Source organism: Novosphingobium sediminicola, assembly GCF_014196525.1.
In the GTDB taxonomy this organism is placed as follows: domain Bacteria; phylum Pseudomonadota; class Alphaproteobacteria; order Sphingomonadales; family Sphingomonadaceae; genus Novosphingobium; species Novosphingobium sediminicola.
The window spans coordinates 171,069-192,032 of the sequence record NZ_JACIDX010000011.1; the positions used below are offsets into that span (position 1 = coordinate 171,069).

The 20,964-nt window shown below is 63.7% G+C and carries 16 protein-coding genes; 7 read left to right on the plus strand and 9 right to left on the minus strand.

Translation table 11 applies throughout. From position 1 onward, the window contains the following. Positions 1 to 9: 9 nt before the first annotated feature. The 7 genes from GGR38_RS15115 to GGR38_RS15145 are packed head-to-tail and all read left to right on the plus strand — an operon-like array spanning position 10 to position 9,849. Positions 10 to 1,239, plus strand: coding sequence for an acyl-CoA dehydrogenase family protein (locus GGR38_RS15115; RefSeq protein WP_183626985.1), 1,230 nt, complete (start codon positions 10 to 12; stop codon positions 1,237 to 1,239). A 31-nt stretch (positions 1,240 to 1,270) separates the two neighbouring features. Next, positions 1,271 to 2,587, plus strand: coding sequence for an MFS transporter (locus GGR38_RS15120; protein ID WP_183626987.1), 1,317 nt, complete (start codon positions 1,271 to 1,273; stop codon positions 2,585 to 2,587). Positions 2,588 to 2,623: 36 nt separating this feature from the next. Then, positions 2,624 to 4,162 (plus strand): AMP-binding protein, encoded by a 1,539-nt coding sequence (locus GGR38_RS15125; RefSeq protein WP_183626989.1) that lies wholly within the window; start codon positions 2,624 to 2,626, stop codon positions 4,160 to 4,162. 5 nt (positions 4,163 to 4,167) lie between these two features. Continuing rightward, positions 4,168 to 6,225, plus strand: coding sequence for a PQQ-dependent dehydrogenase, methanol/ethanol family (locus GGR38_RS15130; protein WP_183626991.1), 2,058 nt, complete (start codon positions 4,168 to 4,170; stop codon positions 6,223 to 6,225). Beyond that, the gene (locus tag GGR38_RS15135) at positions 6,212 to 8,284 is read left to right on the plus strand and encodes a 3-hydroxyacyl-CoA dehydrogenase NAD-binding domain-containing protein (RefSeq protein ID WP_183626993.1); all 2,073 of its coding nucleotides are present in this window, start codon (positions 6,212 to 6,214) and stop codon (positions 8,282 to 8,284) included. The genes GGR38_RS15130 and GGR38_RS15135 overlap by 14 nt, the downstream gene beginning before the upstream one ends. After that, positions 8,281 to 9,432 carry a thiolase family protein gene (locus GGR38_RS15140; protein ID WP_246404727.1) on the plus strand — a complete coding sequence of 384 codons (1,152 nt, stop codon included), beginning with the start codon at positions 8,281 to 8,283 and terminating at the stop codon, positions 9,430 to 9,432. The genes GGR38_RS15135 and GGR38_RS15140 overlap by 4 nt, the downstream gene beginning before the upstream one ends. A 3-nt stretch (positions 9,433 to 9,435) precedes the next feature. After that, positions 9,436 to 9,849 carry a Zn-ribbon domain-containing OB-fold protein gene (locus GGR38_RS15145; protein ID WP_183626995.1) on the plus strand — a complete coding sequence of 138 codons (414 nt, stop codon included), beginning with the start codon at positions 9,436 to 9,438 and terminating at the stop codon, positions 9,847 to 9,849. Here the strand turns inward: GGR38_RS15145 and GGR38_RS15150 are convergent. From GGR38_RS15150 to GGR38_RS15190, 9 genes are all read right to left on the minus strand, one after another. After that, entirely contained in the window at positions 9,846 to 11,312 is a 1,467-nt protein-coding gene (locus GGR38_RS15150; RefSeq protein WP_183626997.1) for a carboxylesterase/lipase family protein, read from the minus strand. The genes GGR38_RS15145 and GGR38_RS15150 overlap by 4 nt on opposite strands. 2 nt (positions 11,313 to 11,314) lie before the next feature. Then, positions 11,315 to 11,956 carry a nuclear transport factor 2 family protein gene (locus GGR38_RS15155; protein ID WP_183626999.1) on the minus strand — a complete coding sequence of 214 codons (642 nt, stop codon included), beginning with the start codon at positions 11,954 to 11,956 and terminating at the stop codon, positions 11,315 to 11,317. A 12-nt stretch (positions 11,957 to 11,968) separates the two neighbouring features. After that, positions 11,969 to 12,973 (minus strand): LLM class flavin-dependent oxidoreductase, encoded by a 1,005-nt coding sequence (locus GGR38_RS15160; RefSeq protein ID WP_343059118.1) that lies wholly within the window; start codon positions 12,971 to 12,973, stop codon positions 11,969 to 11,971. A 27-nt stretch (positions 12,974 to 13,000) separates the two neighbouring features. Then, entirely contained in the window at positions 13,001 to 15,400 is a 2,400-nt protein-coding gene (locus tag GGR38_RS15165; RefSeq protein WP_183627001.1) for a CaiB/BaiF CoA-transferase family protein, read from the minus strand. Positions 15,401 to 15,561: 161 nt separating this feature from the next. Continuing rightward, positions 15,562 to 16,203: a flavin reductase family protein gene (locus GGR38_RS15170; protein WP_183627003.1), complete on the minus strand. Its 642-nt coding sequence runs from the start codon at positions 16,201 to 16,203 to the stop codon at positions 15,562 to 15,564. Between the two features lie 4 nt (positions 16,204 to 16,207). Further along, entirely contained in the window at positions 16,208 to 17,011 is an 804-nt protein-coding gene (locus GGR38_RS15175; protein WP_183627005.1) for an enoyl-CoA hydratase/isomerase family protein, read from the minus strand. 118 nt (positions 17,012 to 17,129) lie between these two features. Beyond that, positions 17,130 to 17,852, minus strand: coding sequence for a TetR/AcrR family transcriptional regulator (locus GGR38_RS15180; RefSeq protein ID WP_246404730.1), 723 nt, complete (start codon positions 17,850 to 17,852; stop codon positions 17,130 to 17,132). Positions 17,853 to 17,949: 97 nt separating this feature from the next. Further along, positions 17,950 to 19,998 (minus strand): PQQ-dependent dehydrogenase, methanol/ethanol family, encoded by a 2,049-nt coding sequence (locus tag GGR38_RS15185; protein ID WP_183627009.1) that lies wholly within the window; start codon positions 19,996 to 19,998, stop codon positions 17,950 to 17,952. Positions 19,999 to 20,082: 84 nt separating this feature from the next. Next, a partial coding sequence (locus GGR38_RS15190; RefSeq protein ID WP_183627012.1) for an NAD(P)H-dependent flavin oxidoreductase occupies positions 20,083 to 20,964 on the minus strand: 882 nt, incomplete at its 5' end.

Consider the following 20,964-nt stretch of genomic DNA (forward strand, 5'->3'; position numbering starts at 1 on the left):
TTCACCCCGATGGATTTCGAATATTCCGACAAGGTGAAGGCGCTGTCCGCGCAATTGACCGAATTCATGGACGCCTATGTCTACCCCATCGAAAAGGAGCGCGACCGCTTTCACGCCGACCCCGCCAATGCGTGGAAACGCTGGCACGGCACCGAAGGCATCAAGGCCAAGGCCAAGGATGCGGGATTGTGGAACCTGTTCCTGCCGCATGAATATGGCGCCTTCAGCCCGGGCCTGACCAATCTGGAATATGCGCCTCTGGCCGAGATCATGGGGCGTGTCATCGGCGCTTCGGAATATTTCAACTGCGCCGCGCCGGATTCAGGCAATATGGAAGTGCTGGCCCGTTACGGCACGCCCGAGCAGCAGGAGCAATGGCTGACGCCCCTGATGGCGGGCGAGATCCGCTCGTCCTATGTGATGACCGAACCGGCGGTGGCATCCTCGGACGCCACCAATATCGAAACCTCGATTGTCCGCGATGGCGACGAATATGTCATCAATGGCCGCAAGTGGTGGATTTCGAGCGCCTGCGATCCCAACACCAAGCTGTTCATCGTGCTGGGCCGCACACCCGATGACAGCCGCAGCAAGCATCAGCAGCATTCGATGATCCTTGTACCGCGCGACACGCCCGGCATCGAGATCGTGCGCCCTCTGGACGTGCTGGGCACCTATCATTCGCCCACCGGCCATGCCGAGGTCAGCTTCACGAACGTGCGTGTGCCTGCCGCCAACATGGTCCTTGGCGAAGGGCGCGGGTTTGAGATCGCGCAGGGCCGCCTCGGGCCGGGCCGCATCCACCACTGTATGCGCGTGATCGGTCAAGCCCAGCGGGCGCTGGAATATATGGCGCGCCGGGTCAATGAACGCGTCGCCTTTGGCCGCAAACTGGCCGATCAGGGCAGCATCCGTCAGGAAGTCGCTCTGTCCTTCTGCGAGGTTGAACAGGCGCGCCTGCTCACGCTGAAAGCTGCCGATGCGATGGACCGCTATGGCAACAAGGCGGCCAAGGATCTGATCGCGGCGATCAAGGTGGTGGCCCCGCGCATGGCGCAAACCGTCACCGACCGCGCGATACAGGTCCATGGCGGCATCGGCCTGTCCAAGGACTTCCCGGTGGCCAGCGCCTTTATCAACGCGCGCTATGTCCGCCTGACCGATGGCCCGGACGAAGTGCATCTGGCCCAACTGGGCAAATTGAAGATCGCCCAATTGTCCGCCCTTCCTGTCCGATAAGCCCCCCCACACAAAACAGGAGCACGCCGCGATGGAAAACCAATCCCAAAAACTGGGCCGCAGCTGGTGGATGGTCGCGGTGCTGTTCCTGCTCTATGTGCAAAGCTGGGTGGACCGGCTGATCCTCTCCATGCTGGTCAGCCCGATCAAGGCCCATCTGGCGCTCTCCGATGTTCAGGTCAGCATGGTGACCTCCACCTCCTTTGCGATCTTCTATGCGGTGTTTGGCCTGCCGCTGGGCTGGACTTCGGACCGCTATTCGCGGCGGTGGATCATTTGCGGCGGGGTGATGGTCTGGGCCTGCGCCACCATCGCCTGCGGCTATGCGCAGAGCTATGAAGGCCTGCTGGCCGCGCGCATTCTGGTGGGCGCGGGCGAGGCGGCGCTGCTGCCCGCGGCCTATTCGCTGATTGCCGATGCTTTCCCGCCCCATCTGCTGACGCGGGCCACATCGACGTTTCAGATGGCGGGCAAGGTCGGCTCGGCCGCGGCCTTCGGCCTTGGCGGCGTCGCGATTGCCTGGGCCACCGCGCATAAGGGCATGACCCTGCCCTTTCACGCGGCCAGCCAGCCGTGGCAATTGGTGATGATGATGGTGGGCCTGCCCGGACTCTTGCTAGGCCTGCTGGTCTTCACCTTTCCCGATCCCCCGCGCCGCCGTCTGGCCGGGGAAAGCGACAAGGCCAATGTCCGCGCCGTCACAATGGACTTTGTGCGCGGCAACTGGCGCCTGCTGGGGCTGATGCTGGTGGGAACATCGGCGCTGGCGATCTGCGGCTATTCGATGACCAATTGGGTGCCCACCTATATCGAACGCCATTTCGGGTGGAAGCCGGTGCAATATGGCCCCGCGCTGTCGATCATGAACATCATCTCGGCGGTCAGCCTGGTGCTGAACGGCTGGATCGTGGACAAATTGTTCGCGCGCGGCATGAAGGATGCGCATCTGCGCTTCTATGGCTGGCTGATCATCGGCTTGTTTCCGGTCATCGCCTATATGTTCTTTGCCACCAATGTCTGGGTGTTCCTTGCCTGTTATTGCGTGGCGCAATTCATCACCGTGCCTTTCATGGTCTATGTCTCCTCGGTCATGGCGATGATCGCCCCGGCGCAGGTGCGCGCGCGGCTGCTGGCTTTCTTTCTCTTTGTTTTCACCCTGCTCGGGCTGGGCGCGGGTCCGGCGATTGTCGCCGCGCTCACGCAATATGTGTTCGGTTCCGAAGCAGCCCTTGGTTCCTCGCTGGCGGTGGTCGTGATTGGCGGCACGGTGCTGGCATGGGCCGCTTTCCGACGGGCGCTGCGCTATCTCGCGCCCGCCATTGCCGCGCGTGAAACGCCACATGGCTAAGGCGCGCGCTGCTCATCTTTTCCGAAAGGACGCTTCATGTCGCTGACCCTTGCCGCCATCGCGGCGGACAAACGCGAAACACTCGCGCTGGCCGATGAACGTGTGGCCTATAGCTGGAATGCGCTTGACCCTGTTTTGAACCATGCGGCCAATGCGCTTGATGGTCTGCCCTTTACCGGCGAACGCCGCGTGGCGGTCTTTGCCCAGAACGCCGCCGAAGTGGTGATCGCCTATGTCGCCTGTATTGAGGCGGGCATTTCCAGCGTGCCTGTCAGCTTTCACCTGACGGCGGCAGAAGCGGCCTATATCCTCAAGGACTCCGGTGCAATCGCGGTGCTGGTCGGCCCCGAAACATGCGAGGCCGGGATGGCGGCGGCGGCCGAGGCCGGGATCGACACCGTGATCGGATGGCGCTGCACCCCGTGCCCCGGATTGATCGCATGGGAGGACTGGATCGCCGCCGCCCCCGGCACCGAGCCGGACGCCAGCCGCGCCCCCATGCCCCATCTGCATTACACATCGGGCACCACGGGCCGCCCCAAGGCCACCGAGACCCCGCCGCAATATTTCCCCCGCGTGGCCACACTTCAGGCTCTGGCCGAGACTCTGCGTGCGCGGGTCACGCCCTCGCCGGGGTTGGTGGTGGGGCCGCTTTATCACACCGGGCCTTTGGGCATGGCGCGCAATGTCTTTGCCGGGGGCAGCGTGATCGTCATGGGTCATTTCGACGCCGAGCGCGCCTTGGCGCTGATCGAGCAGCACCGCATCGCCGGTTCGGTGATGGTGCCCACCCATTTCCAGCGGATGCTGGCCCTGCCAGCCGAGACCCGCGCGCGCTATGATGTGTCGAGCATGAAGCGTCTGGCCCACACGGGTGCTGCCTGTCCGCGCGATGTGAAGAAGGCGATGATCGACTGGTTCGGCCCCGTGCTGGTCGAAGCCTATGGCGGGACCGAGGCCGGATCGACCACCTTCATCACCTCGCCCGAATGGCTGGCCCGCCCCGGATCGGTGGGCCGCGCTTTGGCCCCGTTTGAAACATTGATCGTGGATGACAATGGCGCCCCTCTCCCCCCGCGTGAGGTGGGACAGGTCTATTTCCGCGACACATCGGGCCATGGCATCATCTATCGCGGCGACGCGGAAAAGACCGCCGCAGCCCATATCGCGCCGGGCGTCTTCACGCTGGGCGAGATGGGCTATGTCGATGAGGAAGGCTATCTTTTTATCACCGATCGGGTTTCGGACATGATCGTCTCGGGCGGCGTCAACATCTACCCCGCCGAGGCCGAACATGTCCTCCTCACCCACCCCAAGGTGGGCGATGTGGCGGTCGTTTCAGCCCCCAACACCGAAATGGGCGAGGAAGCGCGCGCGCTGGTCATCCCCGCCGATCCCGCCGATCCGCCGACGGCCGAGGAACTCAACGCCTTCTGCCGCGCCTCTTTGGCCGGATACAAATGCCCGCGCGGATACGAGATGGTCGATGACATCGGCCGCACCGCCATGGGCAAGGTCAACAAGAAAGCCCTGCGCGCCCGTTTCTGGCCCACAGACCGCACCATCGGAGGCTGATCCCCATGCGTCGTTTTGCCGCTCTTGCGCCGCTCGCCCTGCTGGCCGCCACGCCGCCCGCGCCCGATGTGAACTGGGCCGGTTATGGCGGGCCGGATGAAAACCACTACAGCCCGCTGGCCCAGATCAACGCGGGCAATGTCAAACAGCTTGGCCTGGCATGGTACAAGGACATCAATGACGGGGGCAGCGCGCTGTCGGCCCCCATCGCCGTCGACGGCGTGGTCTATTACGCCTCGGGCCTCAGCCATATCCGCGCGGTGGATGCCGCAACGGGACGCGAGATCTGGCATTACGATGCGCAGACGTGGAAAGTGGCCGGACACAAGATGCGCGGCGCATGGGGCATTCGCGGGATCGCCTATGATAAGGGCCAGATCTTTTTCGGCACGATGGATGGCCGCCTGATCGCGCTGAACGCCAAGACCGGGCGTCCGGCATGGCAGAGCATGACCATCCAGCCCGATGACGAACGCTATATCTCCGGCCCGCCATGGGTGTTCCGGGGCAAGGTGATCATCGGCCATGGCGGGGCCGATTTCGCCCCCATCCGCGGCTATGTGACGGCCTATGACCAGAAGACCGGCAAGCAGCTCTGGCGTTTCTACACCGTGCCCGGCGACCCAGCGAAGGGCTTTGAAAACAAAGCCATGGCAATGGCGGCCAAGACCTGGAACGGCGAATGGTGGCGCTATGGCGGCGGCGGCACGGTGTGGAACGCGATGGCCTATGATCCGCGTTACAACCGGATCTATATCGGCATCGGCAATGGTTCCCCATGGAACCGCAAGATCCGCTCGCCCGGCGGCGGGGACAATCTGTTCCTCTGCTCCATCGTCGCGCTGGATGCCGATACGGGCGAATATGTCTGGCATTACCAAACCAATCCGGGCGAGACGTGGGATTTCAATTCCGCGATGGACATTGAACTGACCGACATGGTGGTGAACGGGCAGAAGCGCCCGGTTTTGATGCACGCCCCCAAGAACGGCTTCGTCTATGTGATCGACCGGGAAAGCGGCAAGCTGATCTCGGCCAAGAACATCGTGCCGGTCAATTGGGCCAAGGGCATTGATGTGGCGACTGGCCGCCCCATTGAAAACCCCGAGGCGCGCTATCCCGATGGCAAGCCTGCGGTGGTCTATCCCTCCCCCTTTGGCGCGCATAATATCGAGGCGATGAGCTATAACCCGGCCACCGGGCTGCTCTATATCCCGACGATGGATCAAGGGCGGGTTTACGTCGATCCTGAAAGCGGGCTGGCAGGCTGGCGGCATCTTGATGGCCAGCGCCTGTCCACCGGCACCGGCGCGCCGCCGCCCGGCGTGGCGCCCGATCGCGCCGCCACCAGCTTCCTGCTGGCATGGAACCCGGCCACGCAGAGCGAGGCGTGGCGCGTCCCCATGCCCGGCCTGCGCGGCGGCGGCGGCACGGCCAGCACGGCAGGCGGATTGCTGTTTGCAGGCAATGCGGGCGGCACGTTCGACGCCTATGCCGCCGCGACCGGCCGCAAATTGTGGTCCTTCAACGCGCAAACGGCGGTGATGGCCCAACCGATCACCTATCGCGCCCATGGCCGCCAATATGTCAGCGTGATCGCAGGCGCGCGTTTTTCCAGCGCGGTGGGCCTGCCGCGCGAATGGAATTACCGGACGCAGCAATGGCGGCTGCTGACCTTTGCCCTTGGCGGCAAGGCGCGCCTGCCCCGCGCGGCGCAGGTAGAAACGCCGGTGCTCGACGATCCCGGTTTTGCGCCCGTGGCGTCGCGCGTTGCGGCGGGCAATGCCGCTTTTGCCCAGCGCTGCTCGATCTGTCACGGCGCAGCCACGGTCTCGGGCGGCACGGCCCCCGATCTGGCCCAATCACCGATTGCCATGGACGCGGCATCCTTCCGCGCGGTGCTGCATGAAGGGCTGCTGCGCGAACGGGGCATGCCGCAATTTGAAGAATTGAGCGATGGCGAGATCGAGGATCTGCGCCACTACATCCGTCAACGCGCCCGCGAGCGGCTTTCCGCCAAGCCGGGCCAGCAAGTGAACAGAGGTTTGCATGAAGGTCAATGATGTCACGACTTTGTCGGTCGAAGGGCGGATTGGGGTCATCACGGTCAACTCGCCGCCGGTCAATGCGCTGTCCAATGCGGTGCGCCAGGGCGTGGCCCATGCGTTTGAGGCCGCGATTGCCGATGATGCCGTGGGCGCGGTGCTGGTGATCTGCGAAGGGCGCACCTTCTTTGCCGGGGCCGACATTTCCGAATTCGGAAAGCCGCAATGGGAGCCGTCGCTGCGCGATCTGCAAAAGCTGCTGGAGAACAGCCCGAAACCGGTGATCGCCGCAATCCACGGCACGGCGCTGGGCGGCGGGCTGGAGCTGGCGCTGGTGGCGCATTACCGGATCGCGGTGCCTTCGGCCAAATGCGGGCTGCCGGAGGTCAAGCTGGGCCTGCTGCCCGGCGCGGGCGGCACACAGCGGTTACCGCGCGTGGTGGGCGTGGCCAAGGCGCTGGAAATGGTGACGAGCGGCGAACCCGTTTCGGCCAAGGCGGCGCTGGCGATGGGACTGGTTGATGAACTGGCGGCGGAAGGCAATCTGCGCGCCGATGCGCTGGCTTTTGCAACCCGCGTACTGGATGAAAATCGCCCCTTGGTGAAGGTGCGCGACAAAACGGACAAGCTGGAAGAGGCCCGCGCCAATCCGGCCATCTTTGACGATTTCCGCCGCGCCAATGCCAAGAGATTCCGGGGTTTTCTGGCGCCCGAATATAACATCCGCTGCATCGAGGCGACCCTTTCGGATCTGCCCTTTGACGAGGCGCTGAAATACGAACGGTCGCTGTTTGACCAGTTAATGGCCGACAGCCAATCCGCCGCCCAGCGCCACGTCTTCTTTGCCGAGCGCCAGGCCGCCAAGGTCGATGTGCCGGCCGATACGGCGATCCTGCCGGTGTCGCGCGTGGGCGTGATCGGGGCGGGCACGATGGGCGGCGGCATTGCTATGAATTTCGCCAATGTCGGCATCCCCGTCACTTTGGTCGAAACCACGCAGGAGGCGCTGGACCGGGGCCTTGGCATCATCCGCAAGAATTACGAGACCACCGCCGCCAAGGGCAAGATGAAGGCGGAGGACGTGGACACCCGCATGAGCCTGATCCACGGCACGCTGGCGCTGGAGGATCTGGCGCAGGTCGATCTGGTGATCGAGGCGGTATTTGAACAGTTGGACGTCAAGCAGGACATTTTCCGCCGACTGGATGCGATTGCCAAGCCCGGCGCGATGCTGGCCACCAACACGTCCTATCTGGATATTGACGACATTGCCGGTGTGACGGGGCGGCCCGAATATGTGCTGGGCCTGCATTTCTTCTCGCCCGCCAATGTCATGAAATTGCTGGAGGTGGTGCGCACCAAGGACACGCTGCCCGCCGTTTATGCGACAGCGATGAAGCTGGCCAAGACCATCGGCAAGATCGGCGTGCTGTGCGGCAATGGCTTTGGCTTTGTCGGCAATCGCATTCTGGCCGCGCGCAATGCGCAGGCCGACGCGCTGGCGCTGGAGGGCGCGACGCCTTGGGCCGTGGACAAGGTGCTGTATGACTTCGGCTTTGCCATGGGCCATTTTCAGATGCGCGATCTGGTGGGCCTCGACGTGGGCTGGAACCGGGCAGCGACCGCCTCGGCCAATGTGCGCGAGATCCTGAATGAAATGGGCCGTCATGGGCAGAAAACGCGCGGCGGCTATTACGATTATGACGAGAAGCGCAATGCCACGCCCTCGCCCATCGCCATGGAGGTGATCGAAGGTTTCGCGGCGAAACAGGGCATCACCCGCCGCGAGATTTCCGACGAGGAAATCCACGACCGCATCCTGTTCGCCATGGTCAATGAAGGCGCCAAGATCCTTGACGAGGGCATCGCCGCGCGGGCCAGCGATGTCGATATCGTGTGGATCACCGGCTATGGCTGGCCCAAATATCGCGGCGGGCCGATGTTCTGGGCCGATCTGCAAGGGCTGCCGGTGGTGCTGGAAAAACTGCGCGCACTGGCCGCCGCGCATGGGGCAGGTTTTGCGCCCTCGCCTTTGATCGAACGGCTGGTGGCCGCAGGAAAGGGGTTCAACGCATGATGCAATCCGGCAAAATCGCCATCACCGGCGTTGGCGAAACCCCGTTCCTGCGCAAGGGTGAGGAGCATGTCATGCAAATGATGACCCGCGCCAGCCTGGCCGCGATTGCGGACGCGGGGCTGCGGCCCACCGACATCGACGGCTATATCATCAACAAATATGCGGGCCACCCTTCCGAAGAAATCGCCCATGCCATCGGCGCGGGGCAAAAGCTTTTCTCGGCCGTCACCGACAGCGCGGGCGGCACGGCCACCTCGGGCGATGCCTTGCGCCTCGCCCAACTCGCCATCGAAGCGGGCCTGTGCAAGCATGTGCTGGTGCCTTACGCCATCCGCTCGACCAAGCCGGGGGGCGTTTACGCTTTCCACGCGCGCGAGCCGCAAAAGGCGGGCCTTGAAATGCCCGCCGGTTTCTTTGGCCAGCCGACCTATTTCGCCAGCATGGCCAACCGCTATGCCCACGAATATGGCATGACCGAGGAGGAACAGGCCGCCCTGCCCATGACCTATCGCGCATGGGCGGCGATCACCCCTTCGGCCCAGCGACGCGACCCGATGGACCTTGCCGCCTATCGCGCCAGCCCGATGATTTCGACGCCGCTGCGCGTGGCCGATTGCTGCCTGACCACCGATGGCGGCGGGGCCTATGTGGTGTCCTCTGTGGAATATGCCCGCGATCTGCCCCATCCCGTTGTAGCGGTGCAGGGGCTGGGGCTGGGCTATAACAATTATCCCCATGGCGTGCTGTTCAGCCAGAAGCCCTGCACCTTTGAATTTCCGGGGCGGGAATCGGCGGCCATGGCCTATGCGATGGCCGGGATCAGCCCCGCCGATCTCGACCTGGCGCAGGTCTATGATGGTTTCACCATCTCCGCTCTGGTCCAGACCGAAATGCTGGGCCTGTGCGATGTGGGCGAGGCGCCGCGCTTCTATGCTGCGGGCCATGCCTTGCCGGGGGGCAAAATGCCGATCAATACCAGCGGCGGCCATATGTCGGGCGGCTATGTGCCGGGCATGAACCTGTTGATCGAGGCGGTGCGGCAATTGCGCGGCGGCGAAGGTGCGCGACAGGTGCCCGATGCGCGGCTCTGCGCGATTGCGGGCCTTGGCGGCAACAACCATTCCACCACCATTTTGGCAAGGATGTAAGACATGGGGCTACCCAACTATCCCGTCCATCTCGAAGATCCCTTGTTTCAGGGCTTTTACGATGGGCTCGACGCGGGCGAATTGCGCGTGACGGTGGATGCGGAAACCGGCGAATTCCAATGGTATCCGCCCGAGGTGGTACCGGGTCGGCCCGATGCGCGGCTGGAATGGCGCGCCGTCTCGCCGCTGGGCCATGCCTATACGTTCACCACCGTTGTGCGCAGCCTGCTGCCGGGCGATCACAAGGATGAGGTGCCTTATACCGTCATCCTGTTCGAGCCGGATGATGCGCCGGGCGTGCGGATCGCGGGCGTGCTGGTCGATGATAAGGGCGTGACGCCCGCCTGCGGGATGCGGCTGAAATTCCGCCCGGTTTCGGTGGGCGATCACAAGATCGCGGGTTTCGCTCCGGCCTAGGGCGCTGTGGTGGAGTCGCTCTCACGCAGCCAGCGGCTCCACCAGTAATCCAGCCTTTCACGCTGAAAATCGGGCTCGACCCGCGATGTGGTGTTGAAGACCATGGGCGCAGGATGGCCGGGGCGGACGGCGGGCCATGATGGACCGGGATTGCCGGTGGCGATGAAATTGTACCAGTAATCCTGCATCGCCTGCGACAGCCGGGCTTCCTCTGGATCGAGCGAGGCTTTCAGACCGAAGAGATAGGGCATATCCGCGCAATGCGGAGCGCCGGGGCTGGTGGCGCGCTCTGCCTGCGGCACAAAGGCGAAGTGATAGGACCACGTAGGCGCGGCGCGCGCGGCCAATCCGGCCATGCCCTGCGAGGCGCTGGTGAAGATGAAGTCGGTCTGGATCCGGCGCAGCAATTCAGCGTCAGCCAAAGGTCCATTGCGTTCGTACATCGGGCGCAAAACCGCCACATCAATCCCGAAACGATCACGCAAGACCCCCGCGTCAAAGCCCATCAGGCCGAACACACTGGCCTCATTGCTGGTCGATCCCACGATCAGCGGCACATGGGCCTGACGCCCCGCTGCAAAGACGCGCGAAACGCCCATCGGCACCAATCGCCCATCCTCCATCGCGCCATAATCGGGCGGACCGGGATCGGCGGCCAGCACCTGCGCCGGGGAGAGTGCGCGCAATTGCGCCAACGTTTTGGCCCCCGCCCTTTGCGCAAAAGCCAGCCCCTGCGCCTCGGCCAGAGCCATGGGTCGACTGGCGTTGAAAAAGCCCCCGCCCGAATGGACCGAGGCGCGCGCGAACAGGCCCCTGGCCGCAGGCGCCGCCATCAGCGCATTGACCGATGACCCGCCCGCCGAGCAACCCAGCACTGTCACCTTCGCCGGATCGCCGCCAAAGCGCGCGATATTGTCGCGCACCCAGCGCAGCGCCGCGATCTGATCGGAAAGCCAGAAATTGCCCGTGGCGCGGCCGTTTTCGGCCCTCAGCGCCGAATGGGCAAAGAAGCCCATGCGCCCCACCCGGTAATTGGGCGAAACCAGCACCACCCCGCGCCGCACGATAGGCGAGAGATCATGATCGGCAATATAGCGCCCCGAACCAAAGGCAAAGGCCCCGCCATGGACCGACACCAGCACCGGCAGGCCTTTTGCATGGCGATCCGGCGTCACGACATTGAGCGTCAGGCAATCTTCGCTCTGGGCCAATGCTTCGCCCCGCGCGGGCTGAATACAGGCCGCGCCAAAGGAACGCGCATCGCGAATGCCGCGCCATGGCCGCACGGGCCGCGCCTCACGCCAGCGCAGAGGCCCCACCGGGGGCGCGGCAAAGGGGATGCCCCGAAACGCCGCGCCCTGTTCGATGGCTTGGCCCCGCACCGCGCCATGGTCGGTCCGCACCACCGGATCGCCATTGCCCAACATCAGCGGCGCAGCGGCGATCAGGGGCCAGAAACGCATGGTCAACGCGCCCGGAACTCGGCCAGCATCTTGTAGTAATCGTCACTGGGCGCCTTCTCGCTATGCTGTCCGGCGGGCCATGAGGATTGCAGCGTTTCGGACGGGAATGCGGGCGAGGTGTAATCCGACAGACCCCGGCGACGGATGATCTTCCACTCACCATGGCGGCGCTCCAGATCGTCCAGATAGCGGCCCTGAAAGAACACGTCCTCCTCGCCGCTGCCATCCTTGCGGTCGCGGCGGTGCTGGGCAAAGTAGTAGCATTCGGAGAAGGCGTGATCGCCCTTCACCTCGACGCTGATATTGCTGATATGGTGGCAGGCATATTTGAGGGCCGAGACGATCTTGAAGGCAAAGCCGACGAAATCGCTCGATTTGCCCTCGAAACGCCCATGCTTATGCGTCGATTCGGGCCAGAACAGGCTGCGCAGCAGCGCCTCGTCCGCGCGGTCATTGGCGCGGGCATAGGCGTTGAGCAGCGAGGCGATCGCCTCTTTCGATTCCAGCACGTCGATGCGTTCGGCAAGGCTCAATTTGGCTGCTGGCTTTGCGCTTGGCGCGGCCATGGCATTACCCGCCGCCGCCATCGCAAAGGGCGTGCCCAGCAAAGTGCCGAGCATCCGCCGCCGGTTCTGTTCTTCCATCGCCGCCTCCCCTTAATCGCACATTTCGAGCAGGCCCGGCACCGCCTTCAACCGGGGCAGCACCGCGCTTTCAAACAGGCGCAGGCTGCGCCACGAAACCTCTGGATCAAGCCCACCCAGCAGCGCATGGAACGTCACCGCCGTGCCGCGACCAAGGCCGACCAGATAGTCGAAGCATTCATCGGGCGTGACCACCTTGATATTGGGCATGGCCTTCAGCCCCTCGACGGTTTGCGCCGGGCTGTAACGGGTCTGGCCCTCGCCGCGCTCCTTGGCCCATTCCGCATAGGCGTTGGTGGCATAGGCGACATGGGGCGCAACAATTGGCCAGTCGCGCTCGGGGTCTTCCGTCACATAGAGGAAGCTGGCGGCGGGCTGGCGATATTCCTCGGGCGCGGGGAAACCGGCCTTGGCACGCTCTTCCTTATACAGCACGAACAGGTCCGGGTGGCCGGGGAAGTACTGATAGCCCGCCTTGGCCGCACGGATGGCCGATTTGTCGGTCGATCCGCCCATATAGATCTTGGGACCGCCGGGGGTGGCCGGGGTGGGCGTGATACGCACCGTGCGGTCGCGAAAGGTAAACGGCTCGCCCGTCCATGCCGATTTCAGCGTCGCCATCGCCTCATTTTGCAGCGCAAGACGCTTGGTGATATCCTTGCCGAACATTTCGAACTCATGCGGGCGATAGCCCATGCCCGCCGTCAGCCAGACCCGCCCCGGCCCGATATTGTCCAGCACCGCCAGATCCTCGGCCAGACGCAGCGGATCGTGCATCGTCACCACCAACGCCGAAAGATGGGTGGCGATATTCTTGGTCGCCCCCAGGATCGAGGCCGCCTGCACCATGGACGAGGGGCAATAGCCGCCCTCGGCCCCGTGATGTTCGGCCAGGAACACCTGCGTGAAACCAAGCCCATCGGCCCAGACCGATTGCTCGATGGCGGCGCGATAGAGGGCGGGATGCGAAGCGCCGAATTCCGGGCGGTTCATGTCATAGCGTAGGTTGAGCTGCACGGCTCTTCTCTCCTGTTTATCTTGTTTTTACGCGGCGGACACGCGCGGCCCGCCGATGCGGCCCGTGATGCGCTCGGCCTGCATCGCCTTGCGCCCTGCGATCAATGCGTCGATTTCCGCCTCGGAATAGCCCACCTCGCCCAGAATCTGGCGCGTGTGATGGCCAAGGCGCGGCGCGGTGCCACTGGCAAAGCCCGGCGTCTCGCTCAGATGGATGAAGCTGCCGAAGGTGCGGACATGGCCATACATCGAGTCCAGATCCTCGACCACGCGGTTGCTGGCCTGCGCCCAATCCTCCATCAGCGCCTCGCGCACCCAGCTCTTTTCGCGCACGATTTCGCAAGGGGCGCCCGCCGCATCCAGCGCGGCATAAGCATCCGCGCTGGACCGCGCGGCGAAGAAGGGGGTGAGCATGCTCTGCAATTGCCCATCATGGGCGCTGCGCGCGCGCGGATCGGCAAAGCGCGGATCATCCACCATTTCCGGCAGCCCCACGGCAAAGGCCAGCGCGGCAAAACGATCATCCGAGCGGCAGGAAATGCACAGCCAGCCATCGGCGGTGCGATAAATCCGGTCGAGCGCGTTGATCCCTGCCTGATCCTTGTCCAGCCGGAAGCCATAGACCACCTGCTTGTCGGCATTGAGGAAATGTTCCGAAGTGGTCCAGAGGCTGGAATGCAATTGCGGGCATTCCATATAATCGCCAACGCCCGACACAGCCCGCCGCTCCAGCGCCATCAGGATACCGGCAGCGGCCAGGAAGCCATTGTTGTAATCCTCATTGCCGAAGACCGAGCGGGTCGGCGGATTGCCCTCGCCCCCGCCCTCGCGCAGCAGGCCGGTCCAGCCCGACACCAGCGGGGCGAAGCTTTTGAGCAGCGATTTCGGCCCACGCGAGCCATAGCCGGGCATATAGGCATAGATCAGGCGCGGGTTGATGCTGAGCAGCTTTTCAAACCCGATGCCCAGCTTGTCCGCCTTGCCGGGGCGCAGATTGTGCGTGACCACATCGGCGGTGGCGACCAGCTTGTATGCCGCCTCCAAAGCCTCAGGCGTTTTGAGGTCGAGCACCATCGCCCGCTTGCCGCGCTGGGCTGCGTCGAAGCAATCGGGCAAGGGGCGCATCTGATCGCCGCCCGGCGTTTCCACCTTGATGACATCGGCGCCCAGATCCGAGAGCAGACGCCCGCCGAAACCCACCGCAAAGAAGGAGGAGAAATCGACCACGCGGATGCCTTCGAGCGGGCGCTTGATCGGACGCCCGCTGGCCGCGATTTTCGGCGCAGGGCGCGAGGCCAGCCCAGCCAGATCGCCATTATCCGCACCAATCGCGGGCGCAGGGGTCGGCGCGGCGCAAGGTGTCCCCCGGAAGATCACCGCAGGGGCGGCCTGATAGATCGTGCCGAAATCGGGATCGGGCAGGCTGATGCGCTGGCCCACAAATTCGACCTGATCGTCAAGCAGCACCTCGGCGGGATGCAGCACCGGCAGCGCCGCGCAATCCGCGGCATGCAGCAGGCGAATCCATTCATCGCGCGGCTTGGTCTTGAACACTTCGGGGACTTCGACGCGGGCGATCTTATATTCATCCTCGGTCAGAGGAACGCGCATTTCCGCGCCCCCGATGGTCTGCACCCGGTCGCCAAAGCCCAGCACATCCATCGCCGCCTTGAAGCCGCCCGGACCGCCGGTGTGGAATTGCAGGAATTGCCCATCGCCGCATTCGAACATGCCGGTGATCAGCCGGGTATTGCCAAAGCGGTCCATCGCCCCGGCATCGCCCTTCTTGATATAGCTGATGCCGTCTTCCTGCCACCAGTCGTTCATCGGCGATTGCGCGATCATCGCGTCGAGCAGAGATGCCTCGACCCTTTGCCCATGGCCGATTTCGCGCCGGGCGCGCACCGCCGCCAGCGCGCCGATCGAGGCCAGAAACGCCTGACCGTAATGCAGCGCGGGATGGCCCAGATAGACCGGGCCGGGGCGAAACGGGCTGGAGCGATCCACCATCGTGCCCAGCAAAGCGGCTGCCAGCGCCTCGCCATGGGGGCGTCCGGCAAAGGGCGTGTCGGCGCCGTAAGCCGTCATCGCCACCGAGACCAGCGCGGGAAAATCGCGCTTGAGGCTGGCCTCATCCAGCCCCAGCTTGACCGCCTCATCCTCCTCCATCGCATGGATCAGAATGTCCGCACCCGTTAGCAGCCCGCGCAAAGCCTTGCGATCCGCCGCCAGTTCGATGTCCAGTTCCACGCTGCGCTTGGACCGGTCCCAGCTCTTGCGGGTCAGGTCATGGGCGAAGAAATTGCCGCCGCGCGGCTCGACCTTGACCACATCGGCGCCATGATCGCACAGCAACATGGCGGCAATCGCGGCGGGCATCGACTGCGCCAGTTCGACAACAACAAGATGATCCAGTGGCCCTGGCATCGCAATCTCCTCTCGCGGTCTTGCGCCCCGCTTATTCTTTTGGGCGTGTTTTCAGGCTGACAAGGCTAGGGAATCATCGCCGCCGCCTGCTCTGTCCGTTGGCGTGCAGAGTGACACCAGATCACCTGGCAACGCAAGCAATATTGCACCTGAGGTTCAATTTAATCTGTCGGGTTCAGCCTGGTGGGATCAAAGGCCGGGCGGTCCAGTTGAAACGCATCGCTGTTGCGCACATACCAGCCGCTGCCATGGGTGCGCCCGATCAACTTCATCGCGGGCGTGTCGAAATAGACCCTTTCGCGGTCGGTGATGAATTCATCGCGGATATGCGCCATCAGCACTTCCCCGATCACCACGGTCTGCTGGGTGCCGATGTCCAGCGCGGCCACCTTGCGGCACTCAAAGCTGACCGGGCTGGTGGCGATGCGCGGCGGGGCAACGACCACGCTGGGCGTGGTTTCGATGCCCGCATAGTCAATTTCCGACACATCAACCGGGGCATCGACCGAGCATTCGTTCATCTTCTGCGCATCGCCCTCGCACACAAGGTTCACCACGAATTCACCATTGGCGATGATGTTGGTGGCGGTGTGCTTTAACGTCCGGCTGCGCGGCTCCTTCAGCAGGCCCAGCACCACCAAGGGCGGCTCCGTCCCCACCGCGTTGAAGAAGCTGTAGGGCGCGGCATTGACCACGCCATCGGGCGAGAGCGTGGTGATCCACGCGATGGGGCGCGGGGTGATCGTCGAATTAATGATCTTGTACCGCGTGACCATCGGCAGTTCGCGCATATCGAATTGCATCGGATCAGGCCTCCTTCTGGGCCTTGCGCGCGGCGGCGCGGGCCTTGAATGCTTCGCGGGCGCGGGGCACTTCCTCGCCCGCCTGGCAGGTATGGCAATAGATCAGCTCAAGCGCCTGCGTGGCCGCCAGATCGCCCGTTTCGCCCATATGCAGCAACCGCTTGGTCAGTTCGACCGCATGGGGATTGCCCGCCCCAATCGCCGCGCCAAACTCCAGCGCCCCGGCCACCACCGCGCCCGCAGGCAGAACCCGGCTGATCAGCCCCAGATTAAGCGCCTCCTCCACCGCCAGCGTCCGGCCCGAAAATAGGATCTCGGCCGCCCGCGCCCGGCCCAGCCGCTGCGTCAAAAACCAAGCCGCACCGCCATCGGGCACCAGCCCGTAATCGAGGAAAGGCGCGCCGAATTTGGCATTATCGGCGGCAAACAGCATGTCGCAACCCATGGCGATGCTCCACGCGATGCCATAGGCTCCGCCCTCCACCGCCGCGATAGTGGGGATCGGCAAAGCGCGCAGGCGGTTGATGATCCGCTGCCCCATCTCCAGCCGCGCGGCCAGACGGATCGCGCCATCACCGCGCGCGGGGCCGTTTTTCACGTCGCCGCCGCTGGAAAAATAGTCCCCCGCCCCGCACAAAACCAGCGCGCGCGCAGGCGTGCCGTTCTCCAGCCCGTCAAGCGCGGCGGAAAATTGCTCCCACATGGCAAAGGATACGGTGTTGCGCGCATGAGGCCGGTTGAGCGTGAGCAGGACCACCCCGTCCTCACGCTTCTCGCACAGGATTTCAGGGGCTTGCGCCTCTGTCATGGCTCACGTCTCCTTGCCTCTGGCGCCTCTCTGACCGGGCGGCCTGTTCCCGGCACCTTATGACAGGTCGCGCCGGGGAGGCAAGGAATTTTGCATCATGGTGTATTTTTAATCCGGATTACTCCGCCGCCTCCGCCTTGGCCCGCTTGCGCATCGGCAAAGCCTCGGCCCCGCGCTCGGCAATGTCTTTCAGCATCGCCTCAACCTCTTTGCGCGCCGCCCCGCGCACCGCGCCAAGGATCAGCGTCAGATAGGACGTTATCAGCCGCACAATGATCGCATCATCGGGAATCCGCCCGCGCGCCCAATCGTTGATCATCGCATATTCCAGCCGCACCAGATCATCGACCAGCGTATCGACCTCAATCCATGCCTGCAACTGCTTGCCCGCAGCCAGATTTTCGATCCACGCCCGGTTCTGGCGCGTGGCGATGGAATGCATGGCCAGCCAGATGTCCTCGTCCACCTCGGGGCTGAAATAGAGCGCCATGATCGCGCGGATGTAATTGGGAATACGCCGGTTGCGCTGCACCACCGAGATCATCCGCTCCAGATTGTGCTGAAGCGTGCCCGAAGGCTGGGTAAAGGTGATGCGGCTGACGTATTCCTCGAAATATTCCTGGATGGCCGCCGCGATCATCCGCTCGCGCGTCTGAAACGCATTATACAGCGTGCGCTTGGCCACGCCCGCGCGCCGCCCGATGTCGTTCATGTTGAGCGCGGTGATGCCGTTCTCGGCGATCACCTGCCGCGTTTCCTCCAGAATACGCCGCCGCCGCTCGATGATCGCGGGGCTGGCATAGGTCTGCGGGCGCTCATTGCTCTCGTTTGTTACGTTCATGTCACGATCACCTGTCATCTGGCTTTCATGCACATGAGATCAGAAACGGTCAACCATCGGCGGTCTGATCGCGTTGTCAGACCGCCGACAGAACCATTCATTTTGCAGCCATCGTCTCTCTCGCGCGCTGGCGGATATAGTGACGCAGGCCTTCGATCTCATCAGCGCTCAGGTTGCCGAAACCGGGCATGCCGCGCGCCATCAGCGCGCCATCATGCACCACCGCGTTGAAAGCATTGGCATCCATCGGGATCGGCGCCTTGCGCAGATCCGGCGCCGCCCCGCCCGCCGCCATGCCCACGCCGTGACAGATCACGCAGGAGGTGTTGTAAATGCCCGAGCCGATCTTGGCCTTGGCCACATCAACGGTAAAACCGGGATCATCCATAATCGGCGCATCCACCGGCGTAAATTTGGGCAATTTGCGCGTAGCCCCCAGCGCAAAGGTCAGCACCCGACGCTGTTGCTGACGATAATCCCAGTTGGGCGTGTTGGCATAGCTCGACCGGAAACCGGTGATGATCGTGACATATTGCCGCCCGCCGATCGAATAGGAAATCGGCGCAGCCAGCATCCCGTTCTGCATCGGATAGGACCAGAGCGAACGCCCGTCCTGCGCCGAATAGGCGTTGAACGAGCCATCATTAAGCCCCTGAAACACCAGATTTCCGCCCGTGGCCATCGTGCCGCCGTTGAACACGCCCGGCTGCGGGATCGACCATGCGGCACGGTTCTTGGCCACATCCCAAGCCACCAGCTTAGACACCGCCGCAGGGGCCGTCACGCCGGGCGGCGGCGCGCCCAGCCCGGTGTTGACAAACATGCCCGAACGATAGGTCCAGTCCTTCACATTGGGCGGATCGACCACCACGCGCCCACCATCCATCACCGGAATATAGCTCAGGCCCGTCTTGGGGCTGTAAGACATGGCCTGAACGCCATGCGCGCCATTGGGGAAGGGGAAAATGACGAAGGCCTTGCCATCCTGATAGAGCGAATCGGGATTGATCTCCGGCTTGCCCGTGACCGGATCGATGCTCTTGGCCCAGTTCTGCTTGGCAAATTCGCCCGCAGAGATGAATTTGCCCGTTTCCCGGTCCAGCGCATAGAAAAAGCCGTTCTTGGGCGCATGGATCAGCACATGGCGCAATTTGCCATTGATGGTCACATCGGCCAGCTCAATGTCCATCGCATTGTTGAAATCATAGCTGTTTTCCGGGTTGGTCTGATAATGCCAGACATATTCGCCGGTTTTCGCGTTAAGCGCCACGATGGAGCCAAGGTACAGATTGTCGCCGCCGCCGGGGCTGCGGATCTTTTCATTCCACGGCCAACCATTGCCGGTGCCGAGGTAAATACGGTCATATTTGGTGTCATAGGCCATCGCGTGCCAAACGGTGCCGCCGCCGCCGAATTTCCACCATTCGCCGGTCCATGTCTTGGCCGCCGCCTCCATGGCCTTGTTTTCAAACCCCTTGGCCGGGTCGCCCGGCACGGTGTAAAAGCGCCAGCGCTTCTTGCCGGTCTTGATGTCATAGGCCGTGACATAGCCGCGCGTCGGGCTGTAATCGGCCCCGCCAAAGCCGGTGACCACCACATCGCCCGCCACCCATGGCGGCCCGGTGATATAGCCGTTCTCTGCCTCGTCCAGCGTCTTGACCTGCCAGCGCAGCTTGCCGGTTTTGGCATCGACCGCCACCAGTCGCCCTTCGCGCGTGGCGGTGAACACCATGCCATCCTTATAGGCGATACCGCGCGTGCCCCAGCCTGCCCGCATCCGGGTCTTGGCCTCGGGCTGTCCGGCCACATCGGGATCATATTTCCAGAGCAGCTTGCCGGTGCGTGCATCGAGCGCATGAATGACGCTCAGGCCCGCCGCGAAATAGACCACCCCGCCCACTTCGATCGGCTGGGTATAGCTGTCGAATGTGTCGACGTCATAGGACCAGGCAAGGCCCAGTTGCTTGACATTGCCCTGATTGATCTGGTCGAGCGGGCTGTAATGCTGCTCGTCGCTGTCACCGCCAAAAGCGTGCCAGTCGGTGCGAACGGCAGGCGCGGTTTTTCCAGCCCAGCCAGCCCCTTGCAGCGTCGAGATCGCGCAGGCCGCGCCCAGCATCAACGCAGCCGAGCGTTTCAAACCCATCGGTCGCCCCATCGGTTTCATGGCATTCTCTCCTGATATTTTCTGCACCATTGTGCATTTTTATCAGAAGGTCAATGGGGCGTTTCATCCCGGCGATGCAAATTTCATCAACCGCTGCGTAATGACCTCTTCCGCCTCGCTGACGATGCGCGAGATGAGTTGTTCGCAGGTTGGGATGTCATGGATGATGCCCATGACAAGGCCAGCGGTGATGACGCCATGGGCGGTGTCGCCGGTGCTCAGGCCCTCGCGGCCGCGGGCGCCTTTGACCAGCGGGGCGATGGTTTCAAACGGTTCGCCCCGGCTTTCGGCCTCGCGCACGGCCTGCGAGATGGCATTTTTCGCCACGCGGGCGGTGTTGCGATAGGTACGGAAGATGAGGTCGGTGCCCCGCTCGTCGCCCTCGACCAGCATGCGCTTGATGTCGGGGTGGATCGGGGCCTCGACCGTGGCGCAAAAGCGCGTCCCCATGTTGATGCCCTCGGCCCCCAGCGCCAGCGCGGCGGCAAGGCCCCGCCCGTCGCCAAAGCCCCCGCTGGCCAGCAAGGGCACGCGCACCTTGTCCGCCGCCGCCGGGATCAGGATCAGGCCCGGAATGTCATCCTCACCGGGATGCCCTGCGCATTCGAAACCGTCGATGCTGATGATATCGGCCCCCATCCGCTCGGCCGAGAGCGCATGGCGCACGGCGGTGCATTTGTGCAGAACCGTGATGCCGTGGCTCTTGAAGTCCTCGACATGCTCGCGCGGGTTGTGGCCCGCCGTCTCGACGATTTTGATGCCGCTCTCGATGATCGCGCGCCGATATTCGGCATAGGGCGGCGGATTGAGCGAGGGCAGCAGCGTCAGATTGACCCCAAACGGCTTGTCCGTCAGCGCGCGGCAACGCTCGATCTCGGCCCGCAAAGCATCCGGGCTAGGACAGGTCAGCGCGGTGATGATCCCCAGCCCGCCCGCGTTCGACAC

Coding starts and splice junctions, on each gene's coding strand:
- GGR38_RS15150 (WP_183626997.1), bottom strand. CDS start 11,312: ATGCGTTTCTGGCCCCTGATCGCCGCTGCGCCGCTGATGTTGGGCAAT.
- GGR38_RS15125 (WP_183626989.1), top strand. CDS start 2,624: ATGTCGCTGACCCTTGCCGCCATCGCGGCGGACAAACGCGAAACACTC.
- GGR38_RS15130 (WP_183626991.1), top strand. CDS start 4,168: ATGCGTCGTTTTGCCGCTCTTGCGCCGCTCGCCCTGCTGGCCGCCACG.
- GGR38_RS15175 (WP_183627005.1), bottom strand. CDS start 17,011: ATGACAGAGGCGCAAGCCCCTGAAATCCTGTGCGAGAAGCGTGAGGAC.
- GGR38_RS15120 (WP_183626987.1), top strand. CDS start 1,271: ATGGAAAACCAATCCCAAAAACTGGGCCGCAGCTGGTGGATGGTCGCG.
- GGR38_RS15180 (WP_246404730.1), bottom strand. CDS start 17,852: ATGAACGTAACAAACGAGAGCAATGAGCGCCCGCAGACCTATGCCAGC.
- GGR38_RS15145 (WP_183626995.1), top strand. CDS start 9,436: ATGGGGCTACCCAACTATCCCGTCCATCTCGAAGATCCCTTGTTTCAG.
- GGR38_RS15185 (WP_183627009.1), bottom strand. CDS start 19,998: ATGGGTTTGAAACGCTCGGCTGCGTTGATGCTGGGCGCGGCCTGCGCG.
- GGR38_RS15155 (WP_183626999.1), bottom strand. CDS start 11,956: ATGGAAGAACAGAACCGGCGGCGGATGCTCGGCACTTTGCTGGGCACG.
- GGR38_RS15165 (WP_183627001.1), bottom strand. CDS start 15,400: ATGCCAGGGCCACTGGATCATCTTGTTGTTGTCGAACTGGCGCAGTCG.
- GGR38_RS15140 (WP_246404727.1), top strand. CDS start 8,281: ATGATGCAATCCGGCAAAATCGCCATCACCGGCGTTGGCGAAACCCCG.
- GGR38_RS15135 (WP_183626993.1), top strand. CDS start 6,212: ATGAAGGTCAATGATGTCACGACTTTGTCGGTCGAAGGGCGGATTGGG.
- GGR38_RS15170 (WP_183627003.1), bottom strand. CDS start 16,203: ATGCAATTCGATATGCGCGAACTGCCGATGGTCACGCGGTACAAGATC.
- GGR38_RS15115 (WP_183626985.1), top strand. CDS start 10: ATGGATTTCGAATATTCCGACAAGGTGAAGGCGCTGTCCGCGCAATTG.